The following is a 25517-nucleotide window of genomic DNA, read 5'->3' on the forward strand; positions in this document are numbered from 1 at the left end:
TTGCTCATGGCTTTGAACAGCGACATCAGCGTGAAAAGTGACTTAAGCACCATCCCAGGCACCATCCCCGAAACAGAATTCCACGACGCAGAGGACCACGACCAGATCCTCCTGGAACTGCGCCAGACGAAAACCGAACACGCTGTGACACAGCGGCGGAACCGAAAGCTGGTCCTCGATAAAGTCACCTTCGGAATCACAGGCGCCATTGCGGTCGCTTTCGTGCTCTGGGGTTTCCTTGGCAGGGACAGCCTGTCCGCCACCTCCACAAACGTCCTGAACTGGGTGATGGAGTACACCGGCTGGCTGTTCATGGTCACTGCCTCGCTCTTCGTGGTCTTCGTCCTGTGGCTGGCCCTGGGCAAGTTCGGAAACATCCCGCTCGGCAAGGACGGGGAGAAACCGGAGTTCCGGACCATCTCCTGGATCGCGATGATGTTCGCGGCCGGCATGGGCATTGGCCTCATGTTCTACGGCGTCGCCGAACCGCTCTACCACTACATCTCGCCGCCGCCGGGAACCGTGGACGGCCGCACGCCCGCGGCCATCCAGACCGCCATGGCCACCTCCATCTTCCACTGGACCCTGCACCCCTGGGCCATGTACGCCGTCGTCGGAATCGCCATGGCCTACGGGACCTACCGTCTCGGCCGGAGGCAACTGATCTCCGCGGCCTTCACCTCGCTCTTCGGCATCAGGATGGTGGAAGGACCGGTAGGCAAGTTCATTAACATCCTGGCCATCTTCGCCACCCTCTTCGGCACCGCAGCTTCCCTTGGACTGGGCGCCTTGCAGATCGGCAGCGGGCTGACCTCGAACGGCTGGGTAGGGGAAATCGGAACTCCGGTGCTCGTGGTGATCGTAGCGATCCTCACCTCCTGCTTCGTCGCCTCAGCTGTTTCCGGCATCAGCCGCGGCATCCAATGGCTGTCCAACATCAACATGGTGCTGGCCGTCGTCCTCGCCCTCATCGTGTTCGTCGCCGGTCCCACGCTCTTCATCCTGAACCTGATTCCGGCTGCCGTCGGTGACTATGCCCGCGACCTGGCCGAGATGTCTTCGCGCACCGAAGCCGTCGGCGACGAGGCGCTCCGGAGCTGGATGTCCAGCTGGACCATCTTCTACTGGGCCTGGTGGCTGTCCTGGACCCCGTTCGTGGGCATGTTCATTGCCCGCATCAGCCGGGGACGCACCATCCGCCAGTTCGTTACGGGCGTCCTGCTGGTCCCCAGCGTCGTCAGCGTCATCTGGTTCGGCATCTTTGGCGGCACCGCCTTCCACATTCAGCAGGAAGCCGACAAGACTGACAACCCCGCGGACGGCCTCCTCAAAATGGTCGACGGCGTCCCTTCGATTTCGTTCGACGGCGCCCTCTTCGACCTGGTCAAGAACCTGGACATGCCCGCCTGGGCAACGGCGGCCGTCATCGTGCTGGCAATGGTCCTGGTAGCCATCTTCTTCATCACCGGAGCGGACTCGGCATCCATCATCATGGCCTCGCTGAGCTCCAACGGGGCAAGCGACCCCCGCCGCGGACTCGTCATCTTCTGGGGCCTGCTCACCGGTGCTGTGGCTGCTGTCATGCTCCTGGCCGGCGGCGACGAACCGTCGGAGGCGCTGTCCGGCCTGCAGCGCATCACCATCGTGGCGGCGCTGCCGTTCGTGCTGGTCATGCTGCTGCTGTGCTTCGCCCTGGCCAAGGATCTCCGCCGTGATCCGCTGGCATTGCGACGTCGACTGGCCACGTCGGTGATGGAACGGGCCATCCGTACCGGAGTGGACCAGCACGGCGGGGTCCAGTTCGACCTCGTCACCAGGCATGAATGCGACGAGCGCTGTGCCGCCGATTCGCGCTGTGCAGGCGACGTCAAAGACAACGAGCCCAAAGACAGCAACGACAACGACGCGAAGCCGGCGACACCGTCGCGTACCAGCGCCGCCACCAATTAGGAGAGAACCGTGACCACCACCCTTGACGCCCGCCCCGGCGGCATCGTTCCGGCCGTAACGGTCGAAGCCACTGCCGCACGTTCGGCACCCGGGACCCGCACCGCAGAATTCGTCCTCACCCTGGCCTGCCCCGAACGGCCAGGCATCGTCCGGGCGGTCACCACGTTCCTCGCCGACCGCGGCTTCGACATCGTGGAGCATCAGCAGTTTGATGACCACATCAGCGGGAAACTGTACCTGCGCACCGCCTTCACGCGCAGCAGAACCGAAACGCGCGACCGGGCACATCAGGACTTCACGGGCTCAGATCCGGAACCGCTGCCGGACGCCAACCAGCAGACCGCCGCACTCCTCACGGCCGAGTTCACCCCGACAGCCGCTGATTTCGGCATGGATTTCGCCTTCCATGACGGCCGGCCCCAGCGGCTGCTGGTCATGGTCTCGAAGTTCGGGCACTGCCTCAACGACCTGATCTTCCGGTGGCGGGCAGGCAGCCTGGGTGCCGAGATCGCCGTCGTGGTTTCCAACCACGAGGACCTGCGCCCCATGGCGGAAAACGCCGGGCTGCCTTTCATCCACGTTCCGGTGACCTCCGCAAACAAGCCCGAGGCAGAGGCGCGGCTGCTGGAACTTGTCGCCGAGTACGATGCCGACCTGGTGGTCCTGGCGCGTTACATGCAGGTGCTGTCCAACGGGCTGTGCAACGAACTGCGAGGCAGGGCAATCAACATCCACCACTCGTTCCTGCCCGGTTTCAAGGGCGCCAAGCCTTACCACCAGGCGTATGACCGCGGCGTGAAACTCATTGGCGCCACCGCGCACTACGTGACCGCCGACCTGGATGAAGGACCCATCATCGAGCAGGAGGTCTTCCGCGTGGACCACAGCCTCGACCCGGACGCCCTCGTCACGGTGGGCCGCGATGCCGAGTCGCAGGCCCTGTCCAGGGCGGTCAGGTGGCATTGCCAGCACCGCGTCCTGCTCAACAACACCCGCACCGTCGTCTTCCGCTAACGCAACAACAGGAGAAACAATTTCATGAGCGCATCACCACGCGTCGTCATCATCGGCGCCGGCATCGTCGGCACCAATCTTGCGGATGAACTCGCCAGCCGGGGCTGGACCAACATCACTGTCGTCGAACAGGGGCCGCTGGAACTGGCGGGCGGCTCCACCTCGCACGCACCGGGACTGGTTTTCCAGACCAACCCGTCCAAGACCATGACGGAGTTCGCCAGCTACACGGTGGACAAGCTGCTTTCCCTCAGCGCCGACGGCGTGTCCTGCTTCAACCAGCTGGGCGGACTCGAGCTGGCCACCACGGAGACGCGGCTGCAGGACCTCAAACGCAAGCTCGGCTATGCCACCTCCTGGGGCGTCGATGCCCGGCTCATCGACGCCGACGAGTGCGAGAAGCACTGGCCGCTGCTGAACAGCGGGGCCCTCGCCGATGGCCGCACAGTCCTCGGCGGCCTCTACGTCCCCTCGGACGGCCTGGCATCAGCCGCACGTGCTGTCCAGCTGCTGATCAGCCGCACCCGGGAAGCCGGCGTAACCTACCTCGGTTCCACCGCTGTGACGGGCATCGAGCAAACAGGGGGCAAGGTCACCGGCGTCGAAACTGCCAACGGCGTGATCCCGGCGGACATTGTGGTGTCCTGTGCCGGCTTCTGGGGACGTGAACTCGGCAAGCAGGTGGGCATGAAGGTGCCCCTGCTTCCCTTGGCCCACCAGTACGTCAAGTCCACTCCCATCGCCGAGCTCGCCGGCCGCAACCAGATGCCCAACGGGGCCAGCATGCCCATCCTGCGATTCCAGGACCGCGACCTCTACTACCGCGAGCACGGCGACCGCATCGGCATCGGCAGCTACGCCCACCGCCCCATGCCCGTGGACATGGACACCCTGCCCCGCGTCGCCGCCGACCAGATGTCCGAGCACCGCATGCCGTCCCGGCTGGACTTCACGCTCGAAGACTTCGCGCAGTCCTGGCAGGACAGCCAGGACCTGCTGCCGGCGCTGCACCGGGCACAGATCGAGGACGGGTTCAACGGCATCTTCTCCTTCACGCCCGACGGCGGCCCGCTCATGGGCGAGGCACCCGACCTCGAGGGCTTCTTCGTGGCCGAAGCCGTGTGGGTTACCCACTCCGCCGGCGTCGCGAAGGCCATGGCCGAACTGCTCATCGAAGGCCAGTCGCACACCGACCTGCACGGCTGCGAGCTGACCCGCTTCGAGAAGGTCCAGACCAGCGACGAATACGTCAGCGAAACGTCGCAGCAGAACTTCGTGGAGATCTACGATGTCCTGCACCCGCTGCAGCCCAAGGAATCCCCCCGGGACCTGCGGGTGAGCCCGTTCAACGTCCGGCAGAAGGAGCTGGGCGCGTTCTTCCTGGAATCCGCCGGCTGGGAGCGTCCGCACTGGTTCGAGGCCAACCGCGGCCTGCTCGAGGAGCTTCCGGCCGAGTGGCAGGCGCCTGAACGCGAACCCTGGGCAGCGATGTTCTCCTCCCCCATTTCGGCGGCCGAAGCGTGGAAGACGCGCACCGCCGTCGGGCTTTATGACATGACGCCGCTCAAGCGGCTGGCGGTGACCGGTCCCGGCGCGCTGGCCCTGCTGCACCGGCTCAGCACCGGAAACATCACCAAAAAGCCGGGGGCCGTCACCTACTGCCTCCTGCTGGAGGAGGACGGCGGCATCCGCAGCGACGTGACGGTGGCCCGGCTTGGGGAAGAGGACTTCCAGCTCGGTGTGAACAGCAACGTGGACTTCGACTACCTGCGCGTCGAGGCCAGGAAGCAGACGGCCGCGGATCCGGCCCAGTGGGCGCATGTTTCGGACATCACCGGCAGCACCTGCTGCATCGGCCTGTGGGGTCCGCTGGCACGTGAAGTGATCGGCAAGGTAAGTGGCGACGACCTCTCCAACGACGGCCTGAAGTACTTCCGCACCAAGGAAATCTCGGTGGGCGGCATCCCGGTCACGGCCATGCGGCTCTCGTACGTGGGCGAACTCGGCTGGGAGCTGTACACCACCGCTGAGTACGGGCTCAAGCTCTGGGACCTGCTGTTCGAGGCCGGGCAGGAGCACGGCATCATCGCTGCCGGGCGCGGCGCCTTCAACAGCATGCGGCTCGAGAAGGGCTACCGGCTGTGGGGCACGGACATGACGTCCGAGCACCACCCGTACCAGTCCGGCCTCGGCTTCTCGGTGGCCATGGACAAGGTGGGCTTCGTCGGGGCCGAGGCCTTGGCCGCCCGCAAGGAACAGCCCGCCGGGAAGGTGCTGCGGTGCCTGACCGTGGACGACGGCACCTCCATCGTGCTGGGCAAGGAGCCTGTGTACGTCAACGGCGAAGCCGCCGGGTACGTGACCAGCGCCGCCTACGGCTACTCGGTGCGCAAGCCGATCGCGTACGCCTGGCTGCCGGCCGCCGTCGGGGTCGGTGACGCCGTGGAGGTCGAGTACTTCGGCGAGCGCGTGGCCGCTACCGTGACCGCCGAGCCGCTGTTCGACCCCGGAATGGAGCGGCTCCGCGGCTGACGCCTCCCGCCGTCCTGACCCCCTATTGCGAGAGAACGACGGCGACACTCCGGCTTGTCCGGAGTGTCGCCGTCGTTCTTGGTTTAAGGAAGGTCAACGGCGGTGCCCGTCATGATCCCCTCTTCACGCGGTTAAGACCCTGCGTTGTGAACAACTCGCATCATCACGTTAGGAGAACGACCCTTGGCCGCTTTGTTCGAACTGTATATGGACGCGGACGATTGCTTCAGGTTCCGACTTGTCGCAGAGGATGGTGAGGTGATGCTCACCTCGGAGGCTTACGCCTACGAGGACGTCGCCATTGCCGGAATCTGGGCCGTGCGGGAGGCAGCAGTCACGGGGAGCATTGTGGATCTCACTGGCAGCGTGCCTCCGGGGCCAGCCGATATTCCGCCGGCTTTCCCCGTCAGTGTCAGTTCGCTCCACTGACGGAACCCGGTTTCGATCCGCTCTGTTGCTCGTACGCGGTGCGCAGCCCCGCCTTGGCACGGATTAGCAACGCGGACACCGCGTTGGCTTCGATGCCCAGGATCGGCGCTATGTTTCGTGGTTTCTCGCCCATGACCTCGGCGTACCAGAGCACCGTCCGCCACCGTTCCGGCAGGGAACGCATCGCTGCAGCGACGTGTTCCTGCTCGAACACAGTCAGTACCGCCTCGAGTCCCGGGTCATCGGCAGATCCGGGATCCAGGTCTTCGTCAGGTGCCGGCCGCTCCCGAACGCGCTTGTTCCAGAAGGTCATCGCTACGGAACGGATTGCGGTGCTCAGGTACGGGCCAAACACATCCGAGGGCCCATATCCGTTCCTGATCGCGCCAACAGCCTTCGTAAACGCGTCATGGAGCACATCCTCGGATTCCTGTGCGCCAGACATCAGGCTGCCGATAAACCGCAGCCCCGGCCCGCGATACCTTTCATACAGCACCGCCATGGACGCACCGTCACCGGCCCGGACGCGGGCAATCAAATCCGATTCATCGCCCTGGACGCCGGATGGCTCCTCGGATGTAGCACGGCGCAGATCCCCGCCCCCGGGTGAAACGTACTCGATTGTTTCCATGTGGTTGCCTGCCCTCGACGCCGGAAAGCGAGAACGCACTTCAGGCGCCTCACACTATTCACCCCGGGTGAGCCCGTTTCATGACGCCGAAACCAAAATCGTTGCTAAAGCGCCTGCAGGGGTTGCCCGTCCGGGCCGCTGGAGTCCGGCGCGCAATTGTCCGTCACGGACTCCGGGCAGCACGGTTAAGGCAGCACGGTTAAGTCCGTGGATTCCCCCGACGTGGCGGGGTCCAAAATTACTGCGGGAGGATTCTTGTGATGCCGGATGGCCAGAGGTCATTGTCACCGAGTTCCATCGAGCTGCAGCTGGCTCGTCCGATCTCTGAACTGTGCCTCCCTGCACGGGCAGCCAACGGCCTCGCCCGGCACGGCGTGAACACCGTCGGACAGCTGATTGCACGTTCGCGGCAGGATCTAAAGAACGAGATTCACGGCCTCGGGAGCGGCAGCATCAGCGAAATAGAGAAAGCCCTGAAGCGGGAAGGCCTGAACCTCGCCGCCGCCGGAAGAGCTTTCCAGTATGGGCGTCCGCTCAGCCGGCATGCCCGGAATCACCAGGCCTGGTTGGCCGGTCTGCCGGTCTTGAAAGAGGCGGACGGGTTTCAATGAAGATTTGCAGGTTTTCGCAGTTCACTCTGGTCCCTGCCTGCTGCGGGGGCCAACAACACTCATGGAACGACTGCCGACTGACGGATCGTGGCCGGCAATCCGTTGGCGGCTGGCAGGAGCGCAACTGCGGGGTGCCGTTCCTGCACGGAATCTCCTGGCCAGTCGACAGACCGGATCAACGCTGACCCGTAAAATGAGGACCAATCAGCATACGTAGCAATGGGGGGTGTCCGGTATGCCGGAAGGGCTTGAGGGGCGGCTGACCTTATCAGTGGGCCTGCGGGAGTTCGAGCAAGTGAACCGTGAGTGGTCCGACTAGAACAGCAAGGCACCATACCCGGCCGGCGCCGACCGCCGCGAGTAGGGGCCAGCGCCGTCACCCGCTGACTTGTTCATGTTTTTTATGATCAAAACGCCCTGGGCTTTTGATTAGGTGATTGAGTGAGCGCTAACACATTGCGTGCCGCCAGGAATTCAGCGTCCGCCCGGAGTCACTATGGTACCCAGCTTCCCGTCCATGAAGGCCCCTGCGACCCCGCAGGACGTAACGTCCGCGGGCATGGGCGGCGCCGCCGCGGCAGACTCCGAAGCGAGGCTCGTCCAGGATTGCCGGGAAGGCAAGACCGGCGCCGTTCTGGAACTGTTCAGGACCCACTGGGAGCCCGCTTTGGCTTACGCCAACGCGCTGAGCAGATCTTCACATGATGCAGAGGACGCCGCCGCCACTGCATTCCTGAAATCCCTGACCGCGATGCGACGCGGAAAAGGGCCGGACGGCCCGGTCAGGCCTTACCTCCTCAGGGCTGTCCGCACTGCGGTATTTGACCGTCATTCGTCCACTGAGCACCCGTCAGGGCGAATCGTCGAGCTGGCTGACGGCCAGAACGCTCACGCTCTCCATAGCGGCTCCCAGGAGCACGACTTCGTGGCGGACGCCTTCGCAACTCTCCCCCTTCGTTGGCAAAAAGTCCTTTGGTATGTCGAGATCGAAGGACTGAAGCCGCGTGAAGCCGCGCCGCTCCTCGACGTCGCCCCCAACGCACTCTCCGCCCTCCTCCGGCGCGCCCGCAAGGGACTTCGAGAGGCCTATCTCCTGGTTTATCTGCTCGACTCCGAAAGCCGCGGCTGCGACTCCATGCTGCGGATGCTGGCCGAAGCCGCCCTCGACAGCACCACGGTGGCAGGCCAGGGCAAAGTCGACGGACATGTCCGCACGTGCCGGAACTGTCGCCGCGCACTCCAAGGTTTGCGGCATGTCCGTTCCAGAATGCAAGGCCTCCTGAATCCCGGCCTCCTGCCGGCGGTGCTCTCACCACTCACGGCTGTCCGGATCCTCGAAATCCTGTCATCCCCGTCCCGCTGCCCTTTGGGCGCCGACAGCCTGAATGGGTCTGTTGACGTTGCACGTACGCTCTTCCAAGGACTGAAAACGATAGGTGCGTCGGCCGCGGTCCTCGTCCTCATGGTCCTGCCGTCAGCACCGAACGCTGCGATACCCGAGCTGGAATCCGCCGGCCACCTAGGTGGTTGCGGCCCGTATGGAACATCCGTCGGTTGCGTTCATCATTCAGCCACAGCCCCGGATTACCTGCAGTTGCGGGCAGGGGTCCGCTCAGCCCAATAGCGCCATCTTCAGGGTCACGCCGCCGGGAGCGTCCTGTTCAGCTGGCTAGCCCGCGTAGGCGTCGTTTTCGCGCTGAAGGCGCTGGGTGATCAGTTCCACCCGCCGGGACATGCGCGTACCCACCTGGAGCCGGTCGCCGGGCCAGCTGGAGGCCTCCCAGGAGTCTTCCAGGGCTTTGGCCAGTGCGCGGGAGAGGTAGTACATCTTCCACGAGTGCCTCAGGTAGTGGAGCGCCCGCCTCTTGTACTCAGGGCTTCGCTTCACCAGCAGGAGGGCTCCGGCCAGTGCATCGGCCACCAGTTTCTGCCCTGTTTGAATTTTTTCCATGCGGACTTCACCACCCAGTGCGCGGACGATCTCTTCCTTGAACTGTTCACTTCGAGTGTCGCGAGGCCAGCTCAGCATCGGCTCAAGGAGGTCAAAGGATTCCCTCAAGATCAGACCTCCTTCCACTCTGGTATCAGCGGGCGGCTAGGCGTAGCGTCAATGAAACAGACCAAGGCGGCCACCGAGGAGTTATTCCCGGCGCTGCCTCTCCGATGCCAGTCCATTGAAGGAGTCGGCGATGGCCGGATGGAACGCGGATACAGCTGCCGGGCCTTTGGGGTCCGGGACGGTCACGCTGGTGGAGGGTTCATCATTCTGTATTTCCTCGGCCAACGGAGACATCCATCCGGAACACCCGCACGGGGTTTTCTTTGAAGACACCCGTATCCTGTCCCGCTGGAACCTGACCGTCAACGGTCAGTCCATCGAGCCGCTGGCGGCGGAGACGAAGGAGCCGTACCGCGCCTTTTTTGCCGGCCGTGTTCCCCGCTCGGACGGGTATGCGGACAGCCCGCTGATCGTGGAGCGCCTGCGTGAAGTTGGTACGGGAATCCTGGAGGAGATCACCGTCCGGAACTACTCCCCGGATGCTGCCGAGTGCGTGGTGGAGCTGACTGTTGAATCCGATTTCGCGGACCTGTTCGAGGTCAAGGACGCCCGGATCCAACGGCGGTGGGAAGAGATCCGCCAACCGGACGGCGACTCGCTGACCATCCTGGCCGCCTGGCAGGACGTCCGGAAAGGAGTCGTGGTCAACGCCGCAGGAGCCGACGTCGGAACGGATGCCCTGACGTACCGGACGGTCATCCCGCCGCACGGGGGCTGGAGCACGCGGCTCAGCGTGGTGCCCAAGGTGGACGGCACCGATCCGGCCGCTCCGTTCGCCCATACCGGTGCCGGGGAAACATCCCCCCGCGACCGGCGCAGGCAGGCCTGGGTGTCCAAGATCCCGGTGCTGCACATGGGCAACCGCTCCATCGAACGGACGCTCCGCCGCAGCTACGACGATCTCGGGGCGCTCCGTATTGAAGATCCGCACGACCCGGACCGGATCGTAGTGGCGGCCGGCGCACCCTGGTTCATGACCTTGTTCGGGCGGGACTCGCTGTTCGCTTCCATTATGGCGATGCCGGTGGATCCGTCCCTGGCCCTGGGCACCGTGCAGACGCTCGCCGACCGCCAGGGCAGCGTGGTGGACCCGATGAGCGAGGAAGAGCCGGGCAAGATCCTGCACGAGGTCCGGCTCGATGTCTCCAGTGGGCTGGCACTGGGCGGAAAGACCGCCTACTACGGCACGTCCGACGCAACGCCGCTGTTCGTCCTGGTGCTGGGAGAGGTGAGCCGCTGGGGTTTCGGCGCGGACACCATCGCGGCCCTGCTGCCCCACGCGGACCGGGCCCTGGAATGGATCCGTAACTACGGGGACCGCGACGGCGACGGATTCGTCGAATACGCGCGCCTCAACGACCAGGGCCTGATCAACCAGGGCTGGAAGGATTCCTGGGACGGCGTCAATTTCGCCGACGGCCGCATGGCCGAGGCGCCGATCGCGTTGTGCGAAGTACAGGGTTACGTCTACGGCGCGTACATGGCGCGGTCGTGGCTGGCGTACGACGCCGGCGATGAGGCTTTGGCCGCCGACCTCCGGGACTGCGCGGCCCGTCTGAAGAAGCAATTCAACGAACAGTTCTGGCTACCCGAGCGCGGCTATTATGCCATCGCGCTGGACCGCGACAAGCGTCCGGTCGATGCGTGCGCTTCCAACATGGGCCATTGCCTGTGGAACGGCATCATCGACGAGGACAAGGCGCCGATGGTGGTGGAACGGCTGATGTCCCCGGAAATGTTCAGCGGCTGGGGTGTGCGGACCCTGGCGTCCGACATGGGTGCGTACAATCCCGCGAGCTACCACAACGGCTCGGTCTGGCCGCACGACAACGCGGTCATCCAGGCCGGCCTCCTGCGCTACGGGTTCGTGGAGGAGGCACAACGGATCTCCACGGCTCTGCTGGAAGCGGCCGAGTACTCGGAGGGGCGTCTGCCCGAACTGTTCTGCGGCTTCGACCGGAAAAACTTCACCGCCCCCGTGCCCTACCCCACGGCGTGCTCACCGCAGGCGTGGGCGGCCACCACGCCGATCTCCCTGGTGACGAACCTGATGCGCTACTACCCGCACGTTTCCGAGGGCGGCCTCTGGATGGATCCCGTGCTTCCGGAAGCCTACGGTGACCTGCACATCACCAACGCCCCCATGGCCGGCGGCCGAATTACCATCGACATTTCCGGCTCCGAGGCGGCCATCCAGGGACTGCCTGACGGCATGGTGTTCCATCATGGAACACGCCCCTGGATGGCCGACCTGGTGCAGCGGGCCCGGATGAAGGGAAAGGACTAGGGCGTCCCCGCTCCTGCCGGAATCCCAACTGCTTTTTCAGAGTGCTGCTCTGCAGCGTGGGGCACGAACCGGACAAACATGGCCTTGAACCCGGGGGTGTTGGATTCGCGGGCCACGTTTTCCTTGTGGACCAGGGCGTTGGCCTCAGGGAAGTACGCCGCGGCGCAGCCCTTCGCCGTCGGGTAGGCCACCAGCCGGAACTTGTCCGCCTGCCGGTCGTGGCCCCTGAAAGTGCTCACGACGTCGACCAGGTCGCGGTCCTGGAAGCCGAGTTCGGCCAGGTCCTCGGGGTGGACCAGGATCACGCGGCGGCCGTCCGAGATGCCGCGGTAGCGGTCATCAACGCCGTAGAACGTGGTGTTGTACTGGTCGTGGCTGCGGATGGTCTGGAGCACCAGGTGGCCCTTCGGCGGGGTGAGGTATTCCAGCGGGCTGACCGTGAAGCGGCCGCGGCCGATGTCGGTGGCGAAGGAGCGGGTGTCGCGCGGCGGGTTGGGCAGCACAAAGCCGTTCCTGGTCCGGACCCTGGCGTTGAAGTCCTCGAACCCGGGCAGGACGCGGGCGATATGGTCGCGGATCACGTCGTAGTCCTCGGCCATGGCCTTCCAGTCCACCGGGTGGTCCGGGCCGAAGGTGGCTTCGGCCATCCGGGCCACGATTACCGGTTCGGCGAGCAGGTGCTCGGAGACCGGCTGGAGCCGGCCTTGGGTGGAGTGGACCACGGACATGGAGTCCTCCACGGACAGGAACTGGGCGCCCTTGGGGTGCTTGTCGTCCTTGTCCGTCCGGCCCAGTGTGGGCAGGATCAGCGAGGTGCGCCCGTGCACCACGTGGGACCGGTTGGGCTTGGTGGAGATATGCACGGTCAGGCCGATCCGTTGCATGCCCGCTTCCAGGGTTTCGGTGTCCGAGCAGGCGAGGGAGAAGTTCCCGCCCATCGAGACGAACACGTCCACCTCGTTGCGTTCGAACGCCTCCATTGACTCGACCGCGTCGTGGCCGTGTCCGCGCGGGGACTCGATGCCGAACTCCTTGTCCAGGGCCTCCAGGAGCCACTCTTTCGGCTTTTCCCAGATGCCCATGGTCCGGTCGCCCTGGACGTTGGAGTGTCCGCGCACCGGGCACGCGCCGGCGCCGGGCTTGCCGAAGTTGCCCTGCAGGAGCAGGACGTTGACCATTTCCTTGATGGTGTCCACCGAGTGCGGCTGCTGGGTCACGCCCAGGGCCCAGCAGAAGATGGTGGCCTTGGACGCCATGAGCATCCCGGCCACGTCCTCGATCTGCTGCCGGTCCAGGCCGGTGGCCTTTTCGGTTTCCTCCCAGTCCAGCTCCCGGCGTGCCTCGCGGTACGCCTCGAACCCGTCAGTCTGCGCCTCAACGAAGGAACGGTCGACGACGGTTCCGGGGTTCCGTTCTTCCTCCGCCAGGAGCAGGTGGCCCAGTGCCTGGAAGAGCGCCAGGTCCCCGCCCACCTTGATCTGCAGGTACTCGTCGGCCAGCGGCGTGCCGCCGCCCACCACACCCGAAATCGTCTGCGGGTCCCTGAAATTGAACAGGCCGGCCTCGGGCAGCGGGTTCACCGCCACCACCTTGCCGCCCTTGTCCTTGCATTCCTTCAGCGCGGAGAGCATCCGGGGATGGTTGGTGCCCGGGTTCTGTCCGACGACGAAGATGAGCTCCGAGTCGTGGATGTCATCCAGCGAAACGGTGCCCTTGCCGATGCCGATGGTCGGGTTCAGCGCCGAACCCGAGGACTCGTGGCACATGTTGGAGCAGTCCGGCAGGTTGTTGGTGCCCAGGGCCCGCGCGAACAGCTGGTACATGAATGCTGTTTCGTTGGCCGTGCGGCCGGAGGTGTAGAAGACGCAGCGGTCCGGTGTGCTGGCCCGAATATGCTCCCCGATCAGCTCGAACGCGTCCGCCCAGGAAATCGGCGAATAGTGCGTCTCACCTTCCCGGATCACCACCGGCTCGCTGAGCCGGCCCTGGTTGCCCAGCCAGTACTCGGTCTTCCCCGACAGCTCGGCAATGGAATGCCTGGCCCAGAACTCCGCCCCGACTGTGCGCAGGGTGTTCTCCTCCGCCACCGCCTTGGCACCGTTCTCGCAGAACTCGGCCGCCTTGCGCTTCTTGTCCGACTCCGGCCACGCACAGCCCGGGCAGTCAAAGCCGCCGCGCTGGTTCAGCCGCAGCAGCGACTGCGCCGTCCGGGACACACCCGCCTGCGCCACGGCGCGCTCCAGCGCAACCAACACGGCCTTGACCCCGGCCGCCTCGGTCTTCGGCTTGTGGACTTCGAGGTTGTCCTCGTTGATGTCCGCGACTGGGGCGGGCTGCCTGCCGAGCTTGGGGATGCCTTTCATTGGCTGACCCTGGCCAGCGTCTCCCGCTCCGCCCCGATGGTGGTGTTGTCGCCGTGGCCGGTGCGGACCACCGTCTCTGCCGGCAGCGTCAGCAGCCGTTCGCGGATGGAGGCCAGGATGGTCGGATAATCGCTGTAGGACCGTCCGGTGGCGCCGGGGCCGCCGTTGAACAGGGTGTCCCCGGTGAAGACGGTTCCTTCTGATTCCAGCAGGAAGCAGGTGGAGCCGGGTGAGTGGCCGGGAGTGTGGATGGCCTTCAGCGTGGCGCCGCCCACCTGGAACTCGTCGCCGTCAGCGAGGCTGCGGTCCGGCTTAGTGTCCGGGTAAACCTGTTCCCACAGGACGTGGTCCTCGGGGTTCAGGTAGATGGGCGCGCCGACGGTTTCGGCCACCTCGCGGGCTGCCCCGATGTGGTCGTTGTGGGCGTGCGTCAGCAGGATGGCCAGGACCTTCCGGCCCCGGACCTGGCTGATGATGGCGGCGGCGTCATGCGGGGAATCGATGATCACGCATTCGTCGTCGTTGCCCACGATCCAGACGTTGTTGTCCACGTCCCAGGTTCCACCGTCGAGCGAAAACGTTCCGGAGGTGACCAGGTTCTCGATGGTGACGCTCATGCGGAAGCCGCCACTGCAGCGGCGTCGGTGCGCGGGCGGGCACTGCCTGGACGGATCTCAACGACGGAACGCAGCACCTTGCCCTCGTGCATCTTGCCGAAGGCCTCTTCCACCTGGTCGATGGTGATGCGCTCGGTGACGAAAGCGTCGAGGTTCAGGTTGCCCAGCTTGTAATGCTGGACCAGCATCGGGAAGTCGCGTGACGGCAGGCAGTCGCCGTACCAGGAGGACTTCAGGGACCCGCCACGGCCGAAGACGTCCAGTAGCGGCAGCTCAAGCTTCATGTCCGGCGTCGGGACGCCCACCAGCACCACCCGGCCGGCGAGGTCGCGGGCGTAGAACGCCTGCTTGTACGTTTCCGGGCGTCCGACCGCCTCGATGACGACGTCGGCACCGTTGCCGCCGGTCAGCGCGCGAATGGCCTCGATGGGGTCTTCCTTGCTGGAGTTCACGCCATGGGTGGCGCCGAGCGACTTGGCCATCTCGATCTTGTTGTCGTCGATGTCCACCGCGATGATCGTGGTGGCGCCGGCCAGCTTCGCACCGGCGATGGCGGCGATGCCCACACCGCCGCAGCCGATGACGGCGACGGATTCGCCGCGCTTGACCTCGCCGGTGTTGATGGCGGCGCCGATGCCTGCCATGACGCCGCAGCCAAGGAGCCCGACGGCGGCGGGATCGGCGTCCTCGTCAACTTTGGTGCACTGTCCGGCGGCGACCAGCGTCTTCTCGGCGAAGGCTCCGATGCCCAGCGCGGGAGAAAGCTCGGTGCCGTCCTCCAGGGTCATCTTCTGGGTGGCGTTGTGCGTGTTGAAGCAGTACTGCGGCTGCCCCTTGGCGCAGGCCCGGCACTCGCCGCACACGGCGCGCCAGTTCAGGATTACCCGGTCGCCGGGGGCCACGTCGGTGACGTCAGGACCGACGGCGCTGACCACACCCGTGGCCTCGTGACCCAGCAGGATGGGGAAATCGTCAGTAATTCCGCCCTGCTTGTAGTGCAGGTCCGTGTGGCAGACACCGCAGGTAAGGATGTCCACCAGCGCCTCACCCGGTCCGGGATCCGGCACCAGGATGGTTTCCACCGAGACCGGGGCATTCTTTTCCTTGGCTACGACGGCCTTTACTTTGTGAACCATGATTTCGGTGTTCCTTTCCTGGGTCCCGAGGGACCCGTTGGCAACGGCATCCGTTGCCAATCTAACTGACTCGTTACGGTTCAAAATCTTCTTCCAGCGGCTCGAGGCCCTGGTCCGTGTCCCTGTCCGCTTCGGCGCGGACCGGGTTTTCGGCCGGTTGCGGCTGCTCAGGCGGGCCCGACGACGGGTGGCCGGCCACCGCGGCGGCGTGTTCGGCCGGAATGCCGGTGTGGTGCCTGATCCTCAAACGGTAGAGGAGGGCGCCGCCCACTGCCACTGCGCCGACGAAGATGACACCGCCCCACTGCAGGCACCACCCGAACGCCCACCTACCATGACGTAGTCGTAGTTCGTCCCTGTCATTCTGCACAGCCTCCTCTTACGTCGTGCGGACCCGCGGCGCGCGCCGGCTTGCCTTGGATAGGGCGGCCAGGGGCCGCACTGGTCTATCGCTGAATTGCGTATTACACAACACGATGCGCTTTGCGCGTACTGGAAAATATGACAGCCATCACATGGGGGTGTCAATAGATAGCAGCCGTGCTACGGCCATCCCCGATATGTGACCGCGCCCTCGCTCCTCCTGATTGCAACCGTGTTCCGTTTATAGCAACACGAGGATTGCTTCCTTCAGCCCCTCTTCGCCGCACGTTCTTCTCTGTCGGTCGAATCAGCGAAAGAAAAGCATTGACTGTGGGCCAGGTCACCCCTAGTCTTGTTGCAACAGCGTTGCATTCATTGCAACTCCACAACCCTTTGGTGGAAACATGACAAACGAAAGCTCTTCCCCGGCCATTGCGGAAGACGTCAGCCTGGAGTCGAATGGCGGGCATGGCAGTGCATCCTCCGGACACCCCGCGTTGAGCGGTCCTGCAGCTCCGGCCGGCGGCGTCAGCAAGGAGACCCGCCGCAAGGTGGTCACGGCCAGCTTCATCGGCAACTTCGTCGAATGGTTCGACTACGCGGTCTACGGCTATCTCGCCGCGACCATCTCATCGGTCTTCTTCCCGGAAGCCGACCGCCAGGCAGCCCTGCTGGCCACCTTCGGCGTCTTTGCGGTCTCGTTCTTCGTCCGCCCCCTGGGCGGGTTCGTCTGGGGGCACATCGGCGACCGCCTGGGACGGCGGAAAGCACTGTCGCTCTCCATCGTCATCATGTCCGTCTCGACGTTCTGCATCGCCCTGATCCCGGGATACGCCAGCATCGGAGTGATGGCACCTGTCCTTCTGCTCTTGGTCCGGATCGTCCAGGGCTTCTCCGCCGCCGGTGAATACGCCGGCGCGTCCGCCTTCCTGGTGGAGTACGCGCCGGCCAATAAGCGCGGGCTGTACGCCGCGGTCGTTCCTGCGAGCACAGCGGCGGGCCTGCTGCTCGGCTCCTTGATTGCGGCGCTCCTCAGCACCGTGCTCACCTCGGAGCAACTTCACGAGTGGGGCTGGCGGCTGCCGTTCCTGCTGGCAGCGCCCATGGGCCTGATCGGCCGCTACATCCGCACCAAGCTGGAGGACACCCCCGCCTTCCAGGCCCTCGCCGCCGAGGACCACACGGTCAAGACTCCGGTCTTCGCGATGTTCCGGACTTACCGCAAGCAGCTCATCATTGCCACCGGCGCCGTCCTCCTCAACGCGGTCGGGTTCTACGTGATCCTCAGCTACATGCCCACGTACCTCTCGGAGGAACTGGGCTTCGGGGCGGCGGAATCCTTCCTGGCCACCACCATCGCCCTGGCCAGCTACATCGGCTTCATCTTCCTGACGGGCATCGCGTCGGACAGGTTCGGTCGCAAACGCATGCTGATTACCGCGTCGGTGCTCTTCATCCTGCTGACGGTTCCGGCGTTCATGCTGCTGGACACCGGCAATTTCCTGGTGATCGTCCTGATCCAGATCCTGCTGGGCGGCATGCTGACACTCAACGACGGCACGCTCCCGAGCTTCCTGGCGGAACTCTTCCCCACCCGCGTGCGCTACACCGGGTTCGCCGTCAGCTTCAACCTCTCCAATGCACTCTTCGGCGGTACTGCCCCGTTCATGGCCACGCTGCTGATCGGCCTTACCCAGAACAAGGTGGCGCCGGGCTGGTACCTGGTGGGGGCATCGGTCGTCTCCCTGGTCGCGGTCCTGTTCGCCGCAGAGACCTCGAAGAAGCCGCTCACGCAGGACTGACCGGCACTTCCTCACTCTTTCCTCACCATATTTTCAGCACTAAGAAAGGTATAAACCCATGACCACCATCGAAACCGAGGCCGTCAACGATGTCGCCAAGCTGGACCGACTGAAGGTCCTCAACAACGGCGAAAAAGTAAAGCTGACCTTCTCCGACGCGGAGTTCGAACGCCGGCTGGCGGGGCTCCGCCGGATCATGGCCGAGAAGGAACTGGACGCCGTCGTCCTCACCAGCTACCACTCGATCAAGTACTACTCCGACTTCCTGTTCACGTACTTCGGCCGTTCCTACGCCATGGTGGTCACGAAGGACGACACTGTCACCGTCACCGCAAATATCGACGCCGGCATGCCATGGCGCCGCAGCTTCGGCGACAACCTCGTGTACACGGACTGGCGCCGGGACAACTACATCCACGCGATCCAGGAAGTGCTGCGCACCCGCGGGATCAACGTGCGCCGGCTCGGCGTCGAGGACGACTCGCTGCCGCTGGACAACCGGAACAAGATCCAGGCCGCCTTCGGGTCCGCGGCGCTGGTGGACGTCGCCCAGGCCGCCATGCGCCAGCGCATGATCAAGTCCGCCGAGGAGATCGAGGTCATCAAGCACGGTGCGCGCATCGGCGACCTCGGCGGTGAAGCCATCCGCAACGCCATCACGGCGGGCGTCACGGAATACGAGGTTGCCCTGATCGGAACCGAGGCCATGGTGCACGAGATTGCCCGCACCTTCCCGGACTCAGAAATCCGCGACACCTGGGTGTGGTTCCAGTCCGGCATCAACACCGACGGCGCTCACAACTGGGCCACCACCCGGAAGATCCAGGAGCACGACATCCTGAGCCTGAACTGCTTCCCCATGACCTCCGGCTACTACACCGCATTGGAGCGCACCCTGTTCTACGGCGAACCGGATGCCCGCTCGCTGGAGCTCTGGAACATCAACGTGGAGGTCCACAAGCGCGGCCTGGAACTCATCAAGCCCGGCGCCGTCTGCAAGGACATCGCCGCCGAACTGAATGAGATCTACGTGGGCCACGGCCTCCTGGCCAACCGCACCTTCGGCTACGGCCACTCCTTCGGTGTCCTCAGCCACTACTACGGCCGCGAAGCAGGGCTGGAGCTCCGCGAGGACATCGACACGGCGCTGGAGCCCGGCATGGTGGTTTCCATGGAGCCGATGATCACGGTCCTCGACGGCCAGCCCGGCGCCGGCGGATACCGCGAGCACGACATTCTGGTGGTGGGCGAGGACGGCGCGGAGAACATCACCAAGTTCCCGTTCGGTCCGGAGTACAACATCATCGGGGCATAGCTACTTCCCGGTTTTGCCTGTGGGCATTGCCCTTTCCGAAGCGGCGCCGCGTAACCCGTGGCGCCGCTTTCGGCTCACATACGGAATGATGGTGGACACCATGACCCCTGCAGAAGCTCCCGAAACCAGCAGCAACGGCGATGCCAAGGGCACGTCCGTCATCGTCAACGCCATCGCCGTCCTGCGCAGTTTCACGGCCGACGAGCCGCTGCTCGGTGTCACCGAGATCGCCAACCGCGTCGGCATGCACAAGAGCACCGTCTCCCGCATCCTGGCGACCTTCGAGCAGGAGCACCTGGTGGAGCGCGATCCGGAAACCCGCCGGTTCAGGCTGGGCCTGGGCCTCATCGCCGTCGCCGGGCCGCTGCTGGCCGAACTCGAGGAGCGCCGCGTGGCCTACCCGGTCCTGCGCGAACTTGCGGAGCAGACCGGCGAAACCAGTGCCTTGATGGTCTGGAACGGGTCGGAGTCGATGTGTGTGGAGCAGATCGCCAGCCATCACCAGATCAAGCACACCACCCCGCTGGGTGCCCGGTACAGGGACGCCCTCAGCGCTTCCGTGCAGGTCTTCCTCGCCGCCGAGCCAGCTGAGCGTGTACGTGTACTGCTCCGCAGCGGCGAAATCTCCTACCCGGGCCTGGACGACGCAGGCCTCGAGGCCTACCTGATCCGCCTCGGCGACGTCGCCAAGCGCGGCTGGGCCATCAACTACGGCGAGTCCTCACTGGACGAAGTGGGCCTGGCAGCCCCCGTCTACGATCACCGCGGCGACATCGTGGCGGCGGTCCTCATCCCGGCCCCCCGCTTCCGGGTCTCCCCGGACATCCTGCAGAGCCTTGGGGAATCGTGCAAGGCAGCCGCGGCCCGGGTCACTGCGCGCCTGGGCGGCGCCTCCCCAACCCCTGCTCCCTGACTCCCTGCCCCTAACCCGACGCTCTCTCACATCCCGCCGCATCGAACGCAACGCTCTCTCACATCCCGCCGGTCTAACGCGACCCTCTCGCTGCAGCGCGGGAATGTTGGCCACCACGACATCTAGCGGAGTAGACGGCCGTCATCCCGGGTGCGGTACTCTCTTGACATCCACCGCAAATTTCCGATTGACTATTACGCATGCTGAAATAACAGTTCCATGATGTGGAATGTAGTGTCCGTGCTTTGCCGCGGGCCACTACAGCGGGGACATCCCCCTTTCCGCATAGCCGACGCCATGGATGCCAGCATTTGCACGAGGGATGATCAAGCATGGAGCTTGCCGTATTCAACGGGGCGGACCGCGCGGAAGTCACCGCCGCACTTCGCCCCTGTATTGATGTCCAGCGCTGGGTAGACCAGATCGCTGATGCCCGCCCGTTCGCCAACAGCCAGGCTTTGCTGGACTTCGCCCGGAATGCTGCGTCCCCGTTCACGCCGGACGAGGTGGAGTCGGCCATGGCCCACCACCCGCGCATCGGGGAGCGCCCCACCGCCGCCACCACCGAGGCCTCCATGTCCCGCTCGGAGCAGGCCGGCGTGGATCCTTCAGACCAGGACGTGACCGGGGCCCTGGCCGAGGGCAACCGGGCCTACGAGGAAAAGTTCGGCCGGGTGTTCCTGATCCGTGCCGCGGGACGCACCGCGCCGGAAATCCTGGCAGCACTGCACGAACGCCTCACCCACACCCCCGACGAAGAAGACGCCATAGTGGCCCAGCAGCTGCGCGAAATCGCCCTGCTCCGGCTCGAAGGAGTGATCAGCGAATGACCGTTTCACAGGTGACCACCCACATCCTGGACACCGGGGCCGGGCGCCCGGCTGCCGGCGTCGCCGTCGAGCTTTACGCGCGCGACGGCGGCGGATGGAACCTCATTGCTTCGGGCGCCACTGACGGTGACGGCCGGGCGAAGGACCTTGGTCCGGAGCTTCTCCCTGCCGGGACGTACCGGCTGAACTTCGCCACCGGCGCTTACTACGAGGGCCTGGGCACGGCCACGTTCTTCCCGGAGGTGGACCTGGTGTTCACAGTGTCCGACGCCGGTGAGCACTACCACGTCCCGCTGCTGCTCAGTCCGTTCGCCTACTCAACGTACCGCGGCAGCTAACCCAACCCGCCGCAGCCCCCACCCCCGCCGGACGAGTTTTTGTCCACTTAACGCGCCCAAAAACGCTTTTATAGGCCATTATGTGGACAAAAACTCGGGCGGGAGGGGCGGTGCGGGGCAGTAGGCTAGAAGGCATGGCTTCTGAAGACACCCCCGCCGAGCGGCGGGATATCACCGTCCGCCGCGCGCCCAGATACGTGCCGTTCCTCATACTGGGCGGACTCGTGGGCATCATTGCGGCGGCGGTCATCGCATATGCGCTGCCGGGAGACGCGAGCTACGATCCCAGCTCCGTCTTCGGGTTCTTCATGGTCCTTTTCGGCGCCGGCGGTGTGATTTTGGGCGCCATTGCTGCCCTCCTGCTGGACCGGCTCAGCGTCCGGCGGGCCAGGCACGCCGTCGTCGAAGCGGTTCCGGACACCGATTCCGACGGCGGCCCGGAAGACGGCGCCGACAGCGGCACCGGGCCGGGCTCCCGGTCATAAACCGGCGGCCGGAAAAGTCCTACCCCATCCCGTGAGATAATCGACCAGTGGCACGCGGCGATGGAAAACTTTCTCATGATCTTCTCCCTGGCGAAAAAGGCCCCCAGGACGCTTGCGGCGTCTTCGGGGTCTGGGCACCAGGTGAAGAAGTAGCAAAACTTACCTATTACGGGCTGTATGCATTGCAGCACCGCGGTCAGGAGTCGGCTGGCATAGCAACCAGCGACGGCAAGCGGATCAACGTCTACAAGGACATGGGCCTCGTATCCCAGGTCTTTGACGAGACCACGCTGAACACCCTGACCGGGCACTTGGCCGTCGGCCACTGCCGTTACTCCACTACCGGCGCCAGCCACTGGGCCAATGCCCAGCCCACGCTGGGCGCCACGGCCACGGGCACGGTGGCCCTGGCCCACAACGGCAACCTGACCAACACCGCCGAGCTCAACGCCATGATCAACGAGCGCAACGGCGGCCAGCTCAGCGGCGAGATGAAGCAGGGCAACACCTCTGACACCGCTTTGGTGACGGCACTGCTGGAGGGTGAAGAGGGCAAGTCCCTCGAGCAGACGGCCACTGAGCTGCTGCCTAAGATCAAGGGCGGATTCTGCTTCGTCTTCATGGATGAGGGCACCCTTTACGCGGCGCGCGACACCTACGGCATCCGTCCGCTGGTCCTCGGCCGGCTGGAGCGCGGCTGGGTGGTCGCCTCCGAGCAGTCGGCCCTGGCCACGGTCGGTGCCAGCTTCATCCGCGAAATCGAACCCGGCGAGTTCATCGCCATCGACGAAGAGGGCGTGCGGTCCCAGCGCTTTGCGGAGCCGACGCCGGCGGGTTGCGTTTTCGAGTACGTCTACCTTGCCCGTCCGGACGCCGCCATCGCGGGCCGCTCCGTGTACGAATCCCGCGTGGAGATGGGCCGCCAGCTGGCCCGGGAAAACACCCAGGAAGCGGACATCGTCATCCCGGTTCCCGAGTCGGGCACGCCCGCCGCCGTGGGCTACGCCGAGGAATCCGGCATCCCGTTCGCACACGGTTTCGTCAAGAACTCCTACGTCGGCCGCACGTTCATCCAGCCCTCGCAGACGCTGCGCCAGCTGGGCATCCGGCTCAAGCTCAACGCGCTGGAGTCCGTGATCCGTGGCAAGCGCGTGGTGGTGGTGGATGACTCGATCGTCCGCGGCAACACGCAGCGCGCCATCGTCCGGATGCTCCGCGAAGCCGGTGCCGCCGCCGTCCACGTCAAGATCTCCTCCCCGCCGGTCCAGTGGCCCTGCTTCTACGGCATCGACTTCGCCTCCCGGGCGGAGCTGATCGCCAACGGCGCCACCATCGAGGAAATTTCCCAGGCCATCGGCGCCGATTCGCTGGCGTACATTTCCGAGGACGGCATGATCGGTGCCACCCAGCAGCCGCGCGAACGCCTGTGCACCGCCTGCTTCACGGGCAAGTACCCGATCGAACTCCCGGGTTCGGACAAGCTGGGCAAGAACCTGCTGGAACGCAGGGACCTGGGCGGTCTGAAGCCGTCGCCTTCCGCGCTTCCCGGCGAGACAGCTGCGCTGACCGTGGACTCCCATGAGGACCCGGCCGAGAAGTCCGGCGCCACCGGCTGCGACCCGGGCCCGGACTCGGAGTTTGAAAACCTGCTCACCGAAGCCGACCTCGTGCCAGACGTACACGCCGCTGCCGCCGGCGCTGACAAGAAAGAGTCCCTATGACTTCCGCATCCTCCACTGCTGACATGAATGCCGCCCAGAAAGCCGGGATCACCTACGCCTCTGCCGGCGTGGACGTCGAAGCGGGAGACCGCGCCGTTGAACTGATGAAGGACGCCGTCAAGGCAACCCACAATGCATCGGTGATCGGCGGCGTCGGCGGTTTCGCGGGCCTCTACGACGTCTCCAAGCTGCTGACCTACAAGAAGCCCCTGCTGGCAACGTCCACCGACGGCGTGGGCACCAAGGTGGCCATCGCCCAGGCCATGGACATCCACGACACCATTGGTTTCGACCTGGTGGGCATGGTGGTTGACGACATCGTGGTGGTAGGCGCCGAGCCGCTCTACATGACGGACTACATCGCCTGCGGCAAGGTTGTTCCCGAGCGCATCGCCGACATCGTCCGCGGCATCGCAGCTGCCTGCTCCGTAGCGGGGACCGCCCTGGTGGGCGGCGAGACCGCCGAGCACCCGGGCCTGCTGGGCGAGCACGAGTACGACGTCGCCGGTGCCGCCACCGGTGTGGTCGAAGCTGACGCCCTGCTGGGCCCGGACCGCGTCCGCGCCGGCGACGTGGTGATCGGCATGGCCTCCTCCGGACTGCACTCCAACGGCTACTCCCTGGTCCGCCGCGTCATCAACCACGCCGGCTGGGCACTGGACCGCCAGGTGTCCGAGCTAGGGCGCACCCTGGGCGAGGAACTGCTGGAACCCACCCGCGTGTACGCCGCCGACTGCCTGGACCTGGCCCGTACCTTCCCGGTCACCGCCGGCGCCGCAGTCCACGGCTTCAGCCATGTCACCGGCGGCGGCCTCGCAGCCAACCTCGCCCGTGTCCTCCCCCAGGGCCTCATCGCCACCGTGGACCGCGCCACGTGGGAACTGCCCGCCATCTTCAAGCTGGTCTCGGAACTGGGCAACGTCCCGCTGGCCGACCTCGAGCGCACGCTCAACCTGGGCGTGGGCATGGTGGCCATCGTCTCCCCGGAAGCCGCCGACGCCGCCGTGAACCGCCTCAACGATCGGGGCCTTCCGTCCTGGATCATGGGCACCGTCGAGGAGAACTCCGACGCCATCGTCAAGACCGGCCCCGACTACGTCCAAGGTGCCAAGGGTGTTGACGGCGGCGCAGTCCGACTGGTGAACGCCTACGCCTAACCAACTCCCATCGGAGCACTCGGCGTTTCAAGCTCCAGCACGCTGAACACACCGCCCTGCGGATCCTTCAGGGTGGCCACGCTTCCGGCCTCGTCCTCACCGTCACCCTCAACTTCCGGTCCGACGAGGACGGCGGCGCCCGCCGCCACCGCTGCAGCCACTGCCTCCTCGATGCTGGAGACGCCGAAATACACCTGCCAGCCGGTCTGCGCCAGGTCCTCCTGCCGCAGGCCCTCCTCCGCCCAGGCCTCCTCCGGCTCGTCCTCCTGCGGCAGCGGGGCGATCCCCGCCACTTCGGCGCCGTTCACCAGCAGCGTGGTGTACGTGCCGCCGTCGTCCTGGGGATATTCGGTGACCTCGTGCCCGAAGAGCTGCTGGAAGAAAGCGACGGCGGCCTGCGGCTCGGGAGTGAGCAGCTCCGCCCAGGAGAGGGCACCCGGTTCGTTGTAGCGCGCTGCACCCGTATGCGTTCCCGGCTGCCATACTCCCGTGGTGCCGCCGCCGGGCGGCGCCAGGAAGACCATGGTCCCGGTGTCCCCCACTTCTTCCGGCCCGAACTCCACGGAACCGCCCGCATGCCGAACATCCTCCGCCATGGCCTCGGCATCTACGGCTGCGAAGTAGATGTTCCACTGAGCGGCTTTGCCGGATGCCTCCTGCTGCGGGTTCCGGGGTGCGATGACGGTGATGAGGTCATCGCCCAGGAACGCCTTCGAGTAGCTGCGCCCGTCCGGCGTGGGCAGGTCCTCGTAGCGCCACCCGAACACTGCGGCGTAGAACGATTTGGCGGCCTCCACATCCCTGGTCTGCAGGTCCGTCCAGCAGATTTCGCCTACCTCAAACGTGGTCCGCCCGGTCATGATGTGCCCTGCTTGTAGCTCTGGACTTCTGGCATCGAACTCAATCCCCTAAGAACCGCTTACTGGACCCTGACGGGACACGCTGACGAAATCGGGCGACGAAT

Annotated in this window: 22 protein-coding genes; 15 read left to right on the forward strand and 7 right to left on the reverse strand. The window is 65.3% G+C overall.

The window, feature by feature from the left end; translation table 11 throughout:
• Window positions 1-6: 6 nt before the first annotated feature.
• The 4 genes from J7I92_RS00700 to J7I92_RS00715 all read left to right on the forward strand — a co-directional run bounded on the left by J7I92_RS00700 (window position 7) and on the right by J7I92_RS00715 (window position 5925).
• Window positions 7-1950, forward strand: coding sequence for a BCCT family transporter (locus tag J7I92_RS00700; protein ID WP_214835965.1), 1944 nt, complete (start codon window positions 7-9; stop codon window positions 1948-1950).
• 9 nt (window positions 1951-1959) lie between these two features.
• Window positions 1960-2964: a formyltetrahydrofolate deformylase gene (gene purU, locus J7I92_RS00705; RefSeq protein ID WP_214835968.1), complete on the forward strand. Its 1005-nt coding sequence runs from the start codon at window positions 1960-1962 to the stop codon at window positions 2962-2964.
• A 24-nt stretch (window positions 2965-2988) separates the two neighbouring features.
• A complete protein-coding gene (locus tag J7I92_RS00710) occupies window positions 2989-5496 on the forward strand; it encodes an FAD-dependent oxidoreductase (RefSeq protein WP_214835970.1) in 2508 nt (835 codons plus the stop codon).
• 207 nt (window positions 5497-5703) lie between these two features.
• The gene (locus J7I92_RS00715) at window positions 5704-5925 is read left to right on the forward strand and encodes a YegP family protein (RefSeq protein WP_285290046.1); all 222 of its coding nucleotides are present in this window, start codon (window positions 5704-5706) and stop codon (window positions 5923-5925) included.
• On the opposite strand, the gene J7I92_RS00720 is transcribed toward J7I92_RS00715, so the two are convergent.
• Window positions 5909-6556, reverse strand: coding sequence for an RNA polymerase sigma factor (locus J7I92_RS00720; protein WP_214835974.1), 648 nt, complete (start codon window positions 6554-6556; stop codon window positions 5909-5911). The two genes, J7I92_RS00715 and J7I92_RS00720, sit on opposite strands and share 17 nt — an antisense overlap.
• 260 nt (window positions 6557-6816) lie before the next feature.
• On the opposite strand from J7I92_RS00720, the gene J7I92_RS00725 reads away from it, so the two are divergent.
• Both J7I92_RS00725 and J7I92_RS00730 read left to right on the forward strand, forming a co-directional pair.
• Window positions 6817-7167 (forward strand): DNA-directed RNA polymerase subunit alpha C-terminal domain-containing protein, encoded by a 351-nt coding sequence (locus J7I92_RS00725; protein ID WP_251039323.1) that lies wholly within the window; start codon window positions 6817-6819, stop codon window positions 7165-7167.
• 517 nt (window positions 7168-7684) lie between these two features.
• The gene (locus J7I92_RS00730; RefSeq protein ID WP_214835978.1) at window positions 7685-8791 is read left to right on the forward strand and encodes an RNA polymerase sigma factor; all 1107 of its coding nucleotides are present in this window, start codon (window positions 7685-7687) and stop codon (window positions 8789-8791) included.
• Between the two features lie 45 nt (window positions 8792-8836).
• On the opposite strand, the gene J7I92_RS00735 is transcribed toward J7I92_RS00730, so the two are convergent.
• On the reverse strand, window positions 8837-9226 hold the full coding sequence (locus J7I92_RS00735; protein WP_214835980.1) for a hypothetical protein: 390 nt from the start codon (window positions 9224-9226) through the stop codon (window positions 8837-8839).
• A gap of 130 nt (window positions 9227-9356) precedes the next feature.
• On the opposite strand from J7I92_RS00735, the gene J7I92_RS00740 reads away from it, so the two are divergent.
• Window positions 9357-11513, forward strand: a complete 2157-nt coding sequence (locus J7I92_RS00740) for a glycogen debranching N-terminal domain-containing protein (RefSeq protein WP_214835982.1) — start codon at window positions 9357-9359, stop codon at window positions 11511-11513.
• Here the strand turns inward: J7I92_RS00740 and J7I92_RS00745 are convergent.
• The 4 genes from J7I92_RS00745 to J7I92_RS00760 all read right to left on the reverse strand — a co-directional run bounded on the left by J7I92_RS00745 (window position 11510) and on the right by J7I92_RS00760 (window position 15999).
• A complete protein-coding gene (locus J7I92_RS00745) occupies window positions 11510-13876 on the reverse strand; it encodes an FdhF/YdeP family oxidoreductase (RefSeq protein WP_214835984.1) in 2367 nt (788 codons plus the stop codon). The two genes, J7I92_RS00740 and J7I92_RS00745, sit on opposite strands and share 4 nt — an antisense overlap.
• On the reverse strand, window positions 13873-14493 hold the full coding sequence (locus J7I92_RS00750; protein WP_214835986.1) for an MBL fold metallo-hydrolase: 621 nt from the start codon (window positions 14491-14493) through the stop codon (window positions 13873-13875). The genes J7I92_RS00745 and J7I92_RS00750 overlap by 4 nt, the downstream gene beginning before the upstream one ends.
• The gene (locus J7I92_RS00755) at window positions 14490-15629 is read right to left on the reverse strand and encodes an S-(hydroxymethyl)mycothiol dehydrogenase (protein WP_214835988.1); all 1140 of its coding nucleotides are present in this window, start codon (window positions 15627-15629) and stop codon (window positions 14490-14492) included. Before J7I92_RS00755 ends, J7I92_RS00750 begins: the two co-directional genes overlap by 4 nt.
• A 73-nt stretch (window positions 15630-15702) precedes the next feature.
• Window positions 15703-15999 (reverse strand): hypothetical protein, encoded by a 297-nt coding sequence (locus J7I92_RS00760; protein ID WP_396020332.1) that lies wholly within the window; start codon window positions 15997-15999, stop codon window positions 15703-15705.
• A 397-nt stretch (window positions 16000-16396) separates the two neighbouring features.
• Here J7I92_RS00760 and J7I92_RS00765 point away from each other — a divergent pair, with 397 nt between their 5' ends.
• The 8 genes from J7I92_RS00765 to purM all read left to right on the forward strand — a co-directional run bounded on the left by J7I92_RS00765 (window position 16397) and on the right by purM (window position 24553).
• Window positions 16397-17794 carry an MFS transporter gene (locus J7I92_RS00765; RefSeq protein ID WP_214835990.1) on the forward strand — a complete coding sequence of 466 codons (1398 nt, stop codon included), beginning with the start codon at window positions 16397-16399 and terminating at the stop codon, window positions 17792-17794.
• Window positions 17795-17852: 58 nt separating this feature from the next.
• Window positions 17853-19109, forward strand: coding sequence for an aminopeptidase P family protein (locus tag J7I92_RS00770; RefSeq protein ID WP_214835992.1), 1257 nt, complete (start codon window positions 17853-17855; stop codon window positions 19107-19109).
• 100 nt (window positions 19110-19209) lie between these two features.
• On the forward strand, window positions 19210-20022 hold the full coding sequence (locus J7I92_RS00775; RefSeq protein ID WP_214835995.1) for an IclR family transcriptional regulator: 813 nt from the start codon (window positions 19210-19212) through the stop codon (window positions 20020-20022).
• A 332-nt stretch (window positions 20023-20354) separates the two neighbouring features.
• Window positions 20355-20852, forward strand: coding sequence for a 2-oxo-4-hydroxy-4-carboxy-5-ureidoimidazoline decarboxylase (gene uraD, locus J7I92_RS00780; RefSeq protein ID WP_214835998.1), 498 nt, complete (start codon window positions 20355-20357; stop codon window positions 20850-20852).
• On the forward strand, window positions 20849-21190 hold the full coding sequence (uraH, locus tag J7I92_RS00785; protein ID WP_214836001.1) for a hydroxyisourate hydrolase: 342 nt from the start codon (window positions 20849-20851) through the stop codon (window positions 21188-21190). Before uraD ends, uraH begins: the two co-directional genes overlap by 4 nt.
• A gap of 134 nt (window positions 21191-21324) precedes the next feature.
• A complete protein-coding gene (locus J7I92_RS00790; protein WP_214836005.1) occupies window positions 21325-21675 on the forward strand; it encodes a hypothetical protein in 351 nt (116 codons plus the stop codon).
• Window positions 21676-21722: 47 nt separating this feature from the next.
• Entirely contained in the window at window positions 21723-23396 is a 1674-nt protein-coding gene (gene purF / locus J7I92_RS00795) for an amidophosphoribosyltransferase (RefSeq protein WP_214836008.1), read from the forward strand.
• Window positions 23393-24553, forward strand: a complete 1161-nt coding sequence (purM, locus tag J7I92_RS00800; protein ID WP_214836012.1) for a phosphoribosylformylglycinamidine cyclo-ligase — start codon at window positions 23393-23395, stop codon at window positions 24551-24553. The genes purF and purM overlap by 4 nt, the downstream gene beginning before the upstream one ends.
• Here the strand turns inward: purM and J7I92_RS00805 are convergent.
• A complete protein-coding gene (locus J7I92_RS00805) occupies window positions 24550-25413 on the reverse strand; it encodes a VOC family protein (RefSeq protein WP_214836014.1) in 864 nt (287 codons plus the stop codon). The genes purM and J7I92_RS00805 overlap by 4 nt on opposite strands.
• Between the last annotated feature and the right edge of the window lie 104 nt (window positions 25414-25517).

This window comes from Arthrobacter sp. ISL-72, from assembly GCF_018613755.1.
GTDB lineage: Bacteria > Actinomycetota > Actinomycetes > Actinomycetales > Micrococcaceae > Arthrobacter.

Excerpts from the sequence above, each read along its gene's own strand:
- J7I92_RS00755 (WP_214835988.1), bottom strand. The coding sequence starts at position 15,629 with ATGGTTCACAAAGTAAAGGCCGTCGTAGCCAAGGAAAAGAATGCCCCG.
- J7I92_RS00730 (WP_214835978.1), top strand. The coding sequence starts at position 7,685 with ATGAAGGCCCCTGCGACCCCGCAGGACGTAACGTCCGCGGGCATGGGC.
- J7I92_RS00745 (WP_214835984.1), bottom strand. The coding sequence starts at position 13,876 with ATGAAAGGCATCCCCAAGCTCGGCAGGCAGCCCGCCCCAGTCGCGGAC.
- purM (WP_214836012.1), top strand. The coding sequence starts at position 23,393 with ATGACTTCCGCATCCTCCACTGCTGACATGAATGCCGCCCAGAAAGCC.
- J7I92_RS00710 (WP_214835970.1), top strand. The coding sequence starts at position 2,989 with ATGAGCGCATCACCACGCGTCGTCATCATCGGCGCCGGCATCGTCGGC.
- J7I92_RS00765 (WP_214835990.1), top strand. The coding sequence starts at position 16,397 with ATGACAAACGAAAGCTCTTCCCCGGCCATTGCGGAAGACGTCAGCCTG.
- J7I92_RS00775 (WP_214835995.1), top strand. The coding sequence starts at position 19,210 with ATGACCCCTGCAGAAGCTCCCGAAACCAGCAGCAACGGCGATGCCAAG.
- J7I92_RS00750 (WP_214835986.1), bottom strand. The coding sequence starts at position 14,493 with ATGAGCGTCACCATCGAGAACCTGGTCACCTCCGGAACGTTTTCGCTC.
- J7I92_RS00715 (WP_285290046.1), top strand. The coding sequence starts at position 5,704 with ATGGACGCGGACGATTGCTTCAGGTTCCGACTTGTCGCAGAGGATGGT.
- uraH (WP_214836001.1), top strand. The coding sequence starts at position 20,849 with ATGACCGTTTCACAGGTGACCACCCACATCCTGGACACCGGGGCCGGG.
- J7I92_RS00805 (WP_214836014.1), bottom strand. The coding sequence starts at position 25,413 with ATGACCGGGCGGACCACGTTTGAGGTAGGCGAAATCTGCTGGACGGAC.
- J7I92_RS00720 (WP_214835974.1), bottom strand. The coding sequence starts at position 6,556 with ATGGAAACAATCGAGTACGTTTCACCCGGGGGCGGGGATCTGCGCCGT.
- J7I92_RS00740 (WP_214835982.1), top strand. The coding sequence starts at position 9,357 with ATGGCCGGATGGAACGCGGATACAGCTGCCGGGCCTTTGGGGTCCGGG.
- J7I92_RS00700 (WP_214835965.1), top strand. The coding sequence starts at position 7 with ATGGCTTTGAACAGCGACATCAGCGTGAAAAGTGACTTAAGCACCATC.
- uraD (WP_214835998.1), top strand. The coding sequence starts at position 20,355 with ATGGAGCTTGCCGTATTCAACGGGGCGGACCGCGCGGAAGTCACCGCC.
- J7I92_RS00790 (WP_214836005.1), top strand. The coding sequence starts at position 21,325 with ATGGCTTCTGAAGACACCCCCGCCGAGCGGCGGGATATCACCGTCCGC.
- J7I92_RS00725 (WP_251039323.1), top strand. The coding sequence starts at position 6,817 with ATGCCGGATGGCCAGAGGTCATTGTCACCGAGTTCCATCGAGCTGCAG.
- J7I92_RS00770 (WP_214835992.1), top strand. The coding sequence starts at position 17,853 with ATGACCACCATCGAAACCGAGGCCGTCAACGATGTCGCCAAGCTGGAC.